9 protein-coding genes are annotated in these 12234 nt (G+C 72.3%); 7 read left to right on the top strand and 2 right to left on the bottom strand.

Annotation, left to right across the window (positions count from 1 at the left end):
• The first annotated feature begins 19 nt into the window (after window positions 1–19).
• The 4 genes from AB0H71_RS24700 to AB0H71_RS24685 all read left to right on the top strand — a co-directional run bounded on the left by AB0H71_RS24700 (window position 20) and on the right by AB0H71_RS24685 (window position 4582).
• The gene (locus AB0H71_RS24700) at window positions 20–2614 is read left to right on the top strand and encodes a DEAD/DEAH box helicase (protein ID WP_357025276.1); all 2595 of its coding nucleotides are present in this window, start codon (window positions 20–22) and stop codon (window positions 2612–2614) included.
• Window positions 2611–3207, top strand: coding sequence for a nucleoside triphosphate hydrolase (locus AB0H71_RS24695; RefSeq protein WP_357025274.1), 597 nt, complete (start codon window positions 2611–2613; stop codon window positions 3205–3207). The genes AB0H71_RS24700 and AB0H71_RS24695 overlap by 4 nt, the downstream gene beginning before the upstream one ends.
• Window positions 3208–3365: 158 nt before the next feature.
• Complete coding sequence (locus AB0H71_RS24690; protein WP_357025271.1) at window positions 3366–4013, top strand: hypothetical protein; 648 nt, start codon at window positions 3366–3368, stop codon at window positions 4011–4013.
• 65 nt (window positions 4014–4078) lie between these two features.
• Window positions 4079–4582 (top strand): potassium channel family protein, encoded by a 504-nt coding sequence (locus AB0H71_RS24685; RefSeq protein WP_357025268.1) that lies wholly within the window; start codon window positions 4079–4081, stop codon window positions 4580–4582.
• Here the strand turns inward: AB0H71_RS24685 and pgi are convergent.
• Window positions 4551–6191 (bottom strand): glucose-6-phosphate isomerase, encoded by a 1641-nt coding sequence (gene pgi, locus AB0H71_RS24680; RefSeq protein WP_357025265.1) that lies wholly within the window; start codon window positions 6189–6191, stop codon window positions 4551–4553. The two genes, AB0H71_RS24685 and pgi, sit on opposite strands and share 32 nt — an antisense overlap.
• A gap of 109 nt (window positions 6192–6300) precedes the next feature.
• On the opposite strand from pgi, the gene AB0H71_RS24675 reads away from it, so the two are divergent.
• Together AB0H71_RS24675 and AB0H71_RS24670 are read left to right on the top strand one after the other, a co-directional pair.
• Window positions 6301–7488, top strand: a complete 1188-nt coding sequence (locus AB0H71_RS24675) for an FAD/NAD(P)-binding oxidoreductase (protein ID WP_357025262.1) — start codon at window positions 6301–6303, stop codon at window positions 7486–7488.
• A 52-nt stretch (window positions 7489–7540) separates the two neighbouring features.
• Window positions 7541–8992: an NAD-dependent succinate-semialdehyde dehydrogenase gene (locus AB0H71_RS24670; protein WP_357025259.1), complete on the top strand. Its 1452-nt coding sequence runs from the start codon at window positions 7541–7543 to the stop codon at window positions 8990–8992.
• 72 nt (window positions 8993–9064) lie between these two features.
• Here the strand turns inward: AB0H71_RS24670 and AB0H71_RS24665 are convergent, their stop codons facing one another.
• Window positions 9065–9382, bottom strand: coding sequence for a chorismate mutase (locus AB0H71_RS24665; protein ID WP_357025583.1), 318 nt, complete (start codon window positions 9380–9382; stop codon window positions 9065–9067).
• Window positions 9383–9675: 293 nt separating this feature from the next.
• Here AB0H71_RS24665 and AB0H71_RS24660 point away from each other — a divergent pair, with 293 nt between their 5' ends.
• Window positions 9676–12234 (top strand): UvrD-helicase domain-containing protein, encoded by a 2559-nt coding sequence (locus AB0H71_RS24660; protein ID WP_357025256.1) that lies wholly within the window; start codon window positions 9676–9678, stop codon window positions 12232–12234.

The following is a 12234-nucleotide window of genomic DNA, read 5'->3' as shown; positions in this document are numbered from 1 at the left end:
GCCCCTACCGTGTAGGGCGATGGCTGGGGAACAGGGCGCGTACGACGACGTCGCCGCGTGGTCGGCGCAGGCCGCGGCCATCCGGGCGCGGCGGGAGCGGATCGGCGCGTGCGGACGGGACGCGCTCGGCGCGCTGCACCGCCGCGTCGTCGTGGTGCGGCGGGACCGCCGGGCCGCCTGGCGCATCGTCCCGCTCGGCGCGGGCGATGGCCGCCGCCTCGCGGATATCGCGCGGGCCGCGCAGCTGGCGGAGCTGCCCGCCGGGGCGGAGCGGCAGCTGGACCGGCTGCTCGGCGAGGTCGAGCGCGCGCTGCGGAATCGCAGGGCACTGTACGGCCTGCGGCGGCTGTGGAGCGGCGGGCAGAAGCGGCGCGACGCCGAGCGGGCGGAGCTGTTCCTGACGGCATTCCGGGCCGAGCAGAGCGGTATCCCCGAGCTGCTGGAGCGGCTGACACGGCAGACCGACCGTCAGGCCGACGAGGTCGCGCTCCGGGACGCCCTGGCCGACCGGGTCGGCTTCGCGGCCGGGAGCGCGGAGCTCGGCGACTCCCCGGCGCTAGTCGACGCCGATACGCTGCGCGAGCTGCCCGGCGCCGTGCACGCGCTCGTCGCCGGCGCCCGCGAAGCGGAACGCCTGCGGGCCGCGGCGAAAGCCGCGGGCGAGCGGCTGCGCGACCGCGCCGCGCGCCGCGTGCTGGCCGACCTGCCGCTCGACCGGCTGCGCGCGGCCACCACCGGCAAGATCCGCACGGCACCGCTCGAGCAGGCGGGCATCCGGACCGTGCTGCAGGCGCTGGACGCCGACTCCCGGCTGGAGCAGCTCCCCGGCATCGGGGCGACCACCGCCACCCGGATCCGGGGCGCGGCCCGCACCCTGTGGCAGTCCGCGCGCGACGACACCCCGCTGCGCCTGGACGGCAAGGACCGCGGTCCGGAGCCGACCGAGCTGGTGCGCCGGCTGCGCGCGCTCGACCTGCATCGCGGGGCCACGGGCGGCGCCGCCGACACGGCAGCGGAGTTCCTCCCGCTCGCGCGGGCCCTCGACCGGCGGGTGACCCACCTCGCGGTCTTCGGGGTGGGGCAGCGGACGGTCACCGAGTTCCAAGAGGCGGCCGCCGGGCTGCTGCGCCGCGACCCGGCCCGCACGGCACCCCCGGCGACCGCCGACCCCTGGGACGACTTCACCGCGCGCCCCGCCGACTACCTCGCGCTCCTCGACGAACTCGGCCTCCGCCCCGAGGACGAGCAGCGCGGCGACCTGCCGGACGACATCGTGCGGGCCATCCGCGCCACCCGGCTGGACACCACGTACCTCTCCGCCGCGCTGCGCGGGTACCAGAGCTTCGGCGCGCGCTTCGCGCTGGTGCAGCGGAAGGTGCTGATCGGCGACGAGATGGGGCTCGGGAAGACCGTCGAGGCGCTCGCCGTGCTCGCGCACCTGCGGGCGCTGGGGGAGAAGCACGCGCTGGTGATCTGCCCGGCGGCCGTGGTTACCAACTGGGTGCGGGAGATCATCGGGAAGTCGAGCCTGGTGCCGTATCGGGTGCACGGCCAGGGGCGGGCGGAGGCGGGGCTGGCGTGGCAGCGCGGCGGCGGGGTCGCCGTCACCACCTTCGAGACGCTGGAGTGGCTCGCGACCGCCTTCGACACCATGCCCGCGCCGGCGTGCGTCGTCGTCGACGAGGCGCACTACATCAAGAACCCCGGCACCCAGCGGGCGCAGCGGACCGCGCGGCTGCTGAACGCCGCCGAGCGGGCCGTCCTGCTGACCGGAACGCCGCTGGAGAACCGGCTGTCCGAGTTCCGGACCCTGATCGGGTACCTGCGCCCCGATCTCCTCCCGGGTGCGCCGGACGGCGGCGCCGCCCGGTTCCGGCGCCAGGTCGCCCCCGCCTACCTGCGCCGCAACCAGCGGGAGGTACTCGACGAGCTGCCCGATCTCGTGGAGGTGGACGAGTGGCTCCCGCTCTCCGACGCGGACGCGGCCGCCTACCGGGAAGCCGTGCGAGCGGGCAACTTCGCCGCCATGCGCCGCGCGGCTTTCCGCTCCGGGCCGGACTCCGGCAAGCTGCGGCGGCTGCTCGAGCTCGTCGACGAGGCCGCGGCGAACGGCAGGCGGGTCCTGGTCTTCTCCTTCTTCCGGGACGTGCTGGAGGACACCGTGCGTGCCCTGTCGGCGAAGAACGTCGTCGGCCCGCTGAACGGCTCGGTGCCGCCGCAGGCCAGGCAGCGCATGATCGACGACTTCTCCGCCACCGCGCGGGACGCCGTCCTGGTGGCGCAGATCGGCGCGGGCGGGGTCGGGCTCAATATCCAGGCCGCCTCCGTCGTCATCCTCTGCGAACCGCAGCTCAAACCGACCGCCGAGTGGCAGGCGATCGCCCGCGCCCACCGGATGGGCCAGCTGGAGTCGGTGCAGGTGTACCGGCTGCTCTCCGAGGAGGGGGTGGACAAACGCATCGTGGAGCTGCTCGCCCGCAAGCGGGTGCTGTTCGAGGAGTTCGCGCGGGTCAGCGCCACCGCCGCCAGCGCACCGGAGGCGCTCGACATCTCCGAGGCCGAGATCGCCAGGCAGGTGGTCGCCGCCGAGCGCGAGCGCCTGTTCCCCGAATGATCACCGAGCTCGCCCGCCGGGTGGCGGCGCACGCCCGCACCGCCGAGCACCGCTACCTGCTCGGCATCACCGGCCCGCCCGGCACCGGCAAATCCACCCTGGCCGAAGCGCTGCGCGCCGCCCTCGCTCCGGACGCGGAGATCGCGCCCATGGACGGATACCACCTGCCGAACGCGGTGCTCGAGCGCCGGGGCATCAGGGAGCGCAAGGGCGAGCCGGACACCTTCGACGTCGCGGGCTTCGTGGCGAACCTCCGAGCGCTCCGGAGCGCGGGCACCGTCCCCTGGCCGACCTTCGACCGCCGCACCGACGAGCCAACGCCCGCCGGCGTCACCTTCACCACCCAGCGCATCGCCCTGGTCGAAGGGAACTACCTGCTGACCTGGCCGGAGGTCCGCCCCCTCCTGGACGAGGTCTGGTACCTCGACGCCCCCCGCGACCTCCTCGCGCAGCGCCTCCTGGAGCGGCACAGCGCGGGCGGGCGGGACGAGGAGGCGGCCGTCAGGAAGGTGTACGACAGCGACCTGCGCAATGCCGAGCTGATCGCGAGGACCCGCGAGCTCGCCGATTTGGTGATTGCAGATCGCAAATAGCCAGGCAGTCGCGTCTAGTTCCTCGTGCGAGACGAGGAGGGCCGGGAGGCCGGTAGGTTCGTTGTGCCGGGCCACGCACGCGAGCTGTCCTGGACGGTGCTCCGGAGCATCGAGGATGCGCTGACTCCGGTGTTCGGCGAGCGTTGGATGGAGGAGAAGTGACCGACCAATTGCCCGTCTACTCGGTTTCGGTCTCACGAGAGGACGATCTGTGGGTCGCCGTGGTCGACGGCGTTCCCGGCGGCGCGACCGATGTCGAGCAGTTCGGCGAGCTCCCCGGAGCGGTATCGGATCTCATCGCGACTCTCCTCGACATCGATCCGGATGATTTCTGGATCGAATGGCACTACCGCCAGAACGGGCACGATTTCACCGAACTCGTCGAGCGCTTGCAGGAGTGGGAGAAGCTGGCCGACCGTGCGGCGCGCAGCCGCGATGCGAGCAGGCTGGCGGCGGTGGAGGCGATGCGTGCGGCGGGGCTGAGTTACCGTGCGATCGCCGATGCCATCGGGATCTCCCACCAGCGCGTCGGTCAGCTGCTCGCTGATTCCGAGGTCGAACTCCGGGGCGAGAGCCCCGAACAGGGCTGGATTGTGCAGGCGAAGTGGGGGCACCAACTGCGGAACTCGATCGTGCACGGCCAATCGGACGGTGAGCGGCCGAGTCCGTACGAAGCCGTTCTGCTCGCACTGCTGACCTCGGCGCTTCGCGTCCGCCCGGATTCCAGGCACGAGCTACTGGCGCAGACCGCGAATGTCCTCGAGGACGTGGCACGGGACAGCGAGTTCCTGCGCAGTACGGGCTGATATCGGAATTCGATGTTGCGGCGCGGGTACCGCAATCGGCCTCGCATCGGACACATGATGAAGCGATGCGCGACTCGCACAGCGCCCACGTACTCCGCAACGGGATAGCGGTGCTCTGCGCCCTGCTCATCTACTACGGCATCCCGCTGAACCTGAACCTGGGCGACCGGATACTGGGCGCACTCGCCTTCCTGGTCGGCCTCGCGGGCCTGGCCCAGCTCATCGACCGCCACATCCGCCGCCTGACCGCGGCCCCGCGGCAGACCGGCAGGCAGGTCGACGGCATCCTGCTGCTGCTCACGGTGACCATCGTCTTCTTCGCGCTCACCTACTACCTGCTCGCCACCAACGGCTCCGCGCAGTTCGACGGGCTGGTGACGCGCACCGACGCGCTGTACTACACCATCGTCACGCTGGGTACCGTCGGCTACGGCGATGTGCGCGCCACCGGGCAGGCGGCGCGCATCGTCACCATGCTGCAGATCGTGTTCGACCTGGTGGTGGTGGGCGTGCTGCTCGCCGTCGCCACCGGGACCATCACCCGCGGGCTGCGCGATACCAGCGAATGAGCGCGTCGGTGGAGGAGTCGTCCTGCGGCTCGGGCTCCGCGGCGGCGGTGAGCAGCGGCTCGAGGGCGAGCGCCTGCTGCTTGCCCAGCTCGACGCCCCACTGGTCGAAGCTGTCGATACCCCAGATCACGCCCTCCACGAACACGATGTGCTCGTAGAGCGCGATCAGCTGCCCGACCACCGAGGGGGTGAGCCGGGGCGCCAGGATCGTGGTGGTCGGCCGGTTGCCCGGCATCACCTTGTGCGGCACCAGCGCGGCATCGGTGCCCTCGGCGGCGATCTCCTCGGCGGTCTTGCCGAAGGCGAGCACCTTGGTCTGCGCGAAGAGGTTGCTCATGAGCAGATCGTGCATGCTGCCGGTGCCGTCCCGGGTCGGCAGGTCGTCGGTGGGGGTGGCGAAGCCGATGAAGTCGGCCGGCACCAGCCGGGTGCCCTGGTGCAGCAGCTGGTAGAAGGCGTGCTGGCCATTGGTGCCCGGCTCGCCCCAGAAGATCTCGCCGGTGGAGGTGCGCACGGGGGTGCCGTCGGCGCGCACCGACTTGCCGTTCGACTCCATGGTGAGCTGCTGCAGGTAGGCCGGGAAGCGGTCGAGGTCGTTCGAGTACGGCAGCACCGCACGGGATTCCGCGCCGAAGAAGTTCGAGTACCAGACGCCGAGCAGCCCGAGCAGCACCGGCGCGTTGGCCTCCAGCGGCGCGGTGGCGAAGTGCCGGTCGACGGCGTGCATCCCGGCCAGGAACTCGGCGAAGCGCTCCTTCCCGACGGTCGCCATGACCGAGAGCCCGATGGCCGAGTCCACCGAGTAGCGCCCGCCCACCCAGTCCCAGAAGCCGAACATGTTCGCGGTGTCGATGCCGAACTCGGCCACCCGCTCGGCATTGGTGGAGACCGCCACGAAGTGCTTGGCCACCGCGTCCTCGCCGAGCGCGGCGGTGAGCCAGCGGCGGGCCGCGGTGGCGTTGGTCAGCGTCTCCAGGGTGGAGAAGGTCTTGGAGGCGATGACGAAGAGCGTGTGCGCGGGATTCAGCCCGGTGAGCTTGGCGACCAGGTCGGCGGGGTCCACGTTGGAGACGAAGCGGGCGTCGATCCCGGCGTCGGCGTAGTGCCGCAGCGCCCGGTGCACCATGACCGGGCCCAGGTCGGAGCCGCCGATGCCGATATTCACCACGGTGTGGATGCGCTCGCCGGTGGCGCCGCGCCACGCCCCGGAGCGCACCGCGTCGGTGAACTCGCCCATCCGGCGCAGCACCTCGTGCACCTCGGCGGTGGCGTCGGCGCCGTCGATGGTCAGCGGGTCGCCCGCGGGGGCGCGCAGCGCGATGTGGCCGACCGCGCGGTCCTCGCTGGTGTTGATGTGGTCGCCGCGGAACATGGCGTCCCGGTGCCCCTCGACATCCGCCTCGCGCGCCAGTTCGGCCAGCAGCGCGAGGGTTTCGCGGCGCACCCGGTGCTTGCTGTAGTCGATGCGCAGGTCGCCGACCTGAACGACGAGCTCGCGCCCGCGCTCCGGATCCTCGGCGAAGAACTCGCGCAGGTGGGTCCCCCCGATACCCTCGTGGTGATCGTGCAGTTTCCGCCAGGCCGCCGACGCGGTGATGTCGCTGCTCACAACCACCGACATTACAGCGGGGCAGGGCCGTCCGCGTGGCGCATCGACGCCGATGGCCGCCTGCCCCGTGGCATCGTTTCGACACCGGGGCCGGGGGTAGCTACGGGCGATGACGGCCATCAGCCCCGAGCGGCACTTCGACGTGGTGATCATCGGCGGCGGCAACGCGGGCATCAGCGCGGCCGCCCGGCTGCTCCGGCAGGGGATCGAGGACATCGCCGTCATCGAGCCCGACGCGGTGCACACCTACCGGCCGCTGCTGTCCTACGTCGGCGGCGGCCAGGCGAGGCTGACGGCGGCGGAGCGGACCCAGCGCTCGGTCACGCCCGCCGGAGCGAGCTGGATCCGCGACGCGGTGGCCGCGGTCGAGCCGGCGGCGCACCGGGTGCTTTGCGAGTCCGGCGCGGTCGTCGGCTACCGCGACCTCGTCGTGGCTCCCGGCCTCGTCCCCGACGCCGACGCGCTGCCCGGCCTCGACGCGGCGCTCGACGCACCGGGCGTGACCAGCAACTACCTCGACCGGGCCGCCCGGACCTGGGAACTCGTCCGCACCCTCGCCCCCGGGAGCCGGGTCGTCTTCACGGTGCCGCGACCACCGGTGAGCTGCACCGGGACGACGATCAAGCCGCTCTTCCTGGCCGCGGCGCACTGGCGGCGCCGCGGGATCCTGGACACCCTCGACCTCACGCTCGTCGTCGACCGCCCCGACCTGATCGGCGTGCCGGATCTCGACGCCGCGCTGCGGTCAAGGCTCGCCGCCCTGAACGTCCGGGTGCGGCACGACACCGCGGTCACCGCCCTGCACCCCGCCGAGAAGGCTGTCACCGCAGGCGAGCAGCGGCTTCCCTACGACCTTCTGCACCTGGTTCCCCCGTTCCGCGGCCCGCGCTGGGTCGAGACCTCCGGGCTCGCCGCCGCCCCGCACGGCCTCGTCGACATCGATCCGGAGACGCTGCGCCACCGCGCCTTCGCCGCCATCTGGTCGGCGGGCGACGCCGCCGCGGTCGCCACCGACCCCTCCGGCGGCGCCCTGCGGCGCCAGATCGCGGTACTCGCCGACAATCTCGTCGCCGCCCGCGCCGGGTCCGCGCTGCGCGCCTACGACGGCTACACCGTGGCGCCGGTCGCCACCGACGCGCACCGGCTCATCGCCGCCGAGTTCGATCGGACCGGCGCCCTCTCCTCGGCACTGCCCGCGTTCCTCGACCCGCTGCGGCCGCGCCGCAGCGCCTGGGCCTTCGACCGCTACGCGCTGCCGCGCGTCTACTGGAAGCTGCTGCTGCGCGGCCGGCTGTGAGACCCGGTCCGGACCGCCCGGTAACCACGCACCCGGTCGTTAGGCTGGCGGCATGGCCTCCGAACTCGAAGTTCTCGAATCCGTCCCGACCTCGCTGTGGATCGGCGGCCCGGCCGATCCGGTCGAGGGCGGCACCTTCGCCGTGCACAACCCGGCGACCGGCGACACCCTGCTGGAGATCGCCGACGCGGGCCCGCGCGACGCCGTCAAGGCGCTGGACGCCGCGGTCGCGGTGCAGGCGGAGTGGGCCGCAACCCCGTCCCGCGAGCGCGGCGAGATCCTGCGCGCCGTCTTCGAGGCGATCACCGCGCGCAGCGAGGAGTTCGCGCTCCTCATGACGCTGGAGATGGGCAAGGCGCTGCCGGAGAGCCGCAACGAGGTGCGGTACGGCGCCGAGTTCTTCCGCTGGTTCGCCGAGGAGGCGGTGCGGGTGCACGGCCGCTACCAGCACTCGCCGCTCGGCACCGGCCGGATCGTGGTGCACAAGCAGCCGGTCGGGCCCTGTCTGGCGATCACGCCGTGGAACTTCCCGCTCGCCATGGGCACCCGCAAGATCGGTCCCGCGCTCGCCGCGGGCTGCACCATGCTGGTCAAGCCCGCCTCGGCGACGCCGCTCACCATGCTGCTGCTGGCCGAGCTGTGCAGCGAGGCCGGGCTGCCGGACGGGGTGCTCTCGGTGCTCCCGTCCAGCCGCTCGGCCGCCGTCACCAAGCCGCTGCTGGAGGACTCCCGGCTGCGCAAGCTGACCTTCACCGGCTCCACCGAGGTGGGGCGCAAGCTGGTCGAGCAGGCCGCGCCGCTGCTGCTGCGCACCTCCATGGAGCTGGGCGGCAATGCCCCCTTCGTGGTCTTCGACGACGCCGATATCGACGCCGCGGTGCAGGGCGCCATGCTGGCCAAGCTGCGCAATGGCGGCGAGGCGTGCACCGCCGCCAACCGCTTCCACGTGCAGGCCGGGGTGGCGGAGGAGTTCACCGCCAAGTTCGCCGAGGCGATGAGCTCCGTGGTGCTCGGGCCGGGCACCGACCCGGAGACCACGCTGGGCCCGCTGGTCAGCGAGGACCAGCTGAACACCGTGTCGGAGCTGGTCGAGGATGCGGTCGCCAAGGGCGCGAAGGTCAGGATCGGCGGCGAGCGGCCGACGGGCACCGGCTGGTACTACCCCGCCACGGTGCTCGCCGAGCTGCCCGCCGACGCCCGCATCCTGCGCGAGGAGGTCTTCGGCCCGGTGGCGCCGGTGGTCACCTTCGAGACCGAGGAGCAGGGGCTGGCCGCCGCCAACGACACCGAGTTCGGGCTGGTCGCCTACGTCTACACCCGGGATCTGGAGCGCGCGCTGCGGATCGCGGAGGGGCTGGAGAGCGGGATGGTCGGGATCAACCGCGGCGTGATCTCCGATACCGCGGCGCCGTTCGGCGGGGTCAAGGCGTCGGGTTTCGGGCGCGAGGGCGGGAGTGAGGGCATCGAGGAGTACCTCTCCACGAAGTACATCGCGCTCACCTGAGCCCGGACACGGGACAGCCGCCCCGGTCCGAGGAGATCCGGGGCGGCTGTCGCGACGGTGGGGTGGTGCGGCCTAGTGGCCGAGGCGCCCGCGGCCGAGGCGCAGCAGCAGCATGGCGAGGGTGTGCCCCTCCTGCCCGAGCTCGCTGAAGCGCTCGAGCACCTTCATCTCACGGCTGTGCACCAGGCGCGGCCCGCCGGAGGCCATCCGGGTCCGGCCGATGATCCGGGAGACCTCGCTGCGCCGTTTGATGGCGGCGAGGATCTCCGCGTCCAGCCGATCGATCTCCTTGCGGAGCTTCTCGATCTCGGCCTCGCTCTGCGGGAGAGCGGCATCGGACCCGGGGGACGGCGCGGAATTCGACCCGGCGGTGGTGGCAGGGGTGCTCATCATTCATCTCCTCGTGTCAGAACGTGGATCGGTCGTCATCCCCTTGCCGTTACCGATCGGTTCTTTCACTCTGAAACAGACCTGGCTGGACCTTGATTCTCCCCCTGCGAGGTCACACGTGGATCAGGATCCGCGGAAAGGGTGGCCCGCGGACAGCTCGGACTCCGGGCTGCGGGCCGGGTTGCTGATCACGCGCCCAGTCTGCCACACCGCCACCGGTGGGAGCCGCCGCGCGGCGAGTGCCCCGGTCCGGGCTCGGTTCTGTCGGTGCGCGCCGGTAGCGTGGATGGGCAATGGACATCTCGGTGGCGCAGGACGAAACGAACAGGACTCGAACGGGTCCGGCTCCGGCGAAGCGGGTCGCGCTCACCGCGCAGGCGCCGCTGAGCCAGGACGAGCGCGAGCAGCTGCGGGTGGAGCGCGAGCGCAAGCGCGCGGACGAGGCCGAGCACCTGCTCGAGGGGCTGAACCCGCAGCAGCGCGCCGCCGTCGTGCACGCCGGGGCGCCGCTGCTCATCGTGGCGGGCGCGGGGTCGGGCAAGACCGCGGTGCTCACCCGCCGGATCGCCTACCTGCTCGCCGCCCGCGGCGCGCACACCGGCCAGATCCTGGCCATCACCTTCACCAACAAGGCCGCCGCCGAGATGCGCGAGCGGGTGGCCGGGCTGGTCGGGCCGCGGGCGCAGAGCATGTGGGTCTCCACCTTCCACTCCAGCTGCGTGCGGATCCTGCGCATGCAGGCCGCGCTGCTGCCCGGGATGAACTCCAACTTCTCGATCTACGACGCGGACGATTCGCGCCGGCTGCTCACCATGATCAGCCGGGATATGGAGATCGACGTCAAGAAGTACTCGGCCCGGCTGCTCGCCACCGCCATCTCCAACCTGAAGAACGAGCTCATCGGCCCGGCGCAGGCGGTCGCCGACGCGGAGTCGGACGAGTCCGAGCTGCCCACCCTGGTCGCCAAGGTCTACACCGAGTACCAGCGCAGGCTGCGCGCGGCGAACGCGCTCGACTTCGACGACCTGATCGGCGAGACCGTCGCCATCCTGCAGAACCACCCCGAGGTGGCCGAGTACTACCGCCGCCGCTTCCGGCACGTCCTCGTCGACGAGTACCAGGACACCAACCACGCCCAGTACGTGCTGGTGCGCGAGCTGGTCGGGCACGCGGCGGCCGCGCCGGAGCCGGGCGCCGACGGCCGCGAGCTGCACAGCGAGGTGCCGCCGAGCGAGCTCTGCGTGGTCGGCGACGCGGACCAGTCCATCTACGCCTTCCGCGGCGCCACCATCCGCAATATCGAGGAGTTCGAGCGCGACTTCCCGGACGCGGAGACCATCCTGCTGGAGCAGAACTACCGCTCCACCCAGCACATCCTCTCCGCCGCGAACGCGGTGATCGCGCGGAACGAGAACCGGCGCGAGAAGCGGCTGTGGACCGATTCCGGCGAGGGCGATCTGATCGTCGGCTACGTCGCGGACAACGAGCACGACGAGGCCTCCTTCGTCGCCAGGGAGATCGACCGGCTGGTCGACGCGGGCGACGCCAACTACGGCGACGTCGCGGTCTTCTACCGCACCAACAACAACTCGCGCGCGCTGGAGGAGATCTTCATCCGCATGGGGCTGCCGTACAAGGTGGTCGGCGGCGTCCGCTTCTACGAGCGCAAGGAGGTGCGCGATATCGTCGCCTACCTCCGGGTGCTGGAGAACCCGGAGGACGCGGTGAGCATGCGCCGCATCCTGAACACCCCGCGTCGCGGCATCGGCGACCGCGCGGAGGCCTGCGTCGCGGTGCACGCCGAGCAGCGCGGCCTCGGCTTCGGGGCGGCGCTGCGGGACGCGGCGGAGGGCAGGGTCGCGCTGCTGAACACCAGGGCGCAGCGCGCCATCGCGGGCTTCCTCGACCTGCTCGACGAGGTGCGCGCGCTCGGCGCCCAGCCGGACGCCGCCTACTTCGACGTCGGCACCGTGGTCGACGCGGTGCTCGACCGCACCGGCTACCGCCGCGAGCTGGAATCCTCGGACGACCCGCAGGACGGCGCCCGGCTGGACAACCTGAACGAGCTCGTGAGCGTCGCCAGGGAATTCAGCTCGGAGGCGCACAACAATGCCGAGGCGGCGGCGGCCGAGGGGTTGGTGCCGGAGCCGGAGGAGGGCGAGCCGGACCCGGGCTCGCTCGCGGCCTTCCTGGAGCGGGTCTCGCTGGTCGCCGATACCGACCAGATCCCGGACGAGGGCACCGGCGTGGTCACCATGATGACCCTGCACACCGCCAAGGGGCTGGAGTTCCCGGTGGTCTTCGTGACCGGCTGGGAGGACGGGCAGTTCCCGCACATGCGGGCGCTCGGCGACCCCACCGAGCTGGCCGAGGAGCGCCGGCTGGCGTACGTCGGCATCACCAGGGCCAGGCAGCGGCTGTATCTCTCCCGCGCGGTGGTGCGCTCCGGCTGGGGCCAGCCGGTGAGCAACCCGGAATCCCGCTTCCTGCAGGAGATCCCGCAGCACCTCATCGACTGGCAGCGGCTGGAGCCGGTGAGCCAGGCCGCCGGGCGCGGCCGCAGGCGCGGCGACGACGACGGCATGGCCAGGGACTGGACCAGGGGCAGCGGCTGGGACGAGCGCCCCGGCGTGCGCGGCGGGCCGCGCAGGCCGGCGCCGGGCGGGGTCAAGCGGAACAACACCGACCTGGTGCTCGCGGTGGGCGATCGGGTGACCGACGACAAGTACGGCCTCGGCCGGGTGGTCGCCGCCGACGGCGTCGGGCCGCTGGCCACGGTGACCATCGATTTCGGCACCGCGGGCACGATCCGGCTCATCCCGCAGTTCAGCCGGACGCTGATGAAGCTCTGA

It is taken from the genome of Nocardia sp. NPDC050697, from assembly GCF_040654395.1.
In the GTDB taxonomy this organism is placed as follows: domain Bacteria; phylum Actinomycetota; class Actinomycetes; order Mycobacteriales; family Mycobacteriaceae; genus Nocardia.
This window is presented reverse-complemented; position numbering and strand designations above follow the sequence as displayed.

Coding starts and splice junctions, on each gene's coding strand:
- AB0H71_RS24700 (WP_357025276.1), top strand. CDS start 20: ATGGCTGGGGAACAGGGCGCGTACGACGACGTCGCCGCGTGGTCGGCG.
- AB0H71_RS24695 (WP_357025274.1), top strand. CDS start 2,611: ATGATCACCGAGCTCGCCCGCCGGGTGGCGGCGCACGCCCGCACCGCC.
- AB0H71_RS24685 (WP_357025268.1), top strand. CDS start 4,079: ATGCGCGACTCGCACAGCGCCCACGTACTCCGCAACGGGATAGCGGTG.
- AB0H71_RS24675 (WP_357025262.1), top strand. CDS start 6,301: ATGACGGCCATCAGCCCCGAGCGGCACTTCGACGTGGTGATCATCGGC.
- AB0H71_RS24670 (WP_357025259.1), top strand. CDS start 7,541: ATGGCCTCCGAACTCGAAGTTCTCGAATCCGTCCCGACCTCGCTGTGG.
- AB0H71_RS24665 (WP_357025583.1), bottom strand. CDS start 9,382: ATGAGCACCCCTGCCACCACCGCCGGGTCGAATTCCGCGCCGTCCCCC.
- AB0H71_RS24660 (WP_357025256.1), top strand. CDS start 9,676: ATGGACATCTCGGTGGCGCAGGACGAAACGAACAGGACTCGAACGGGT.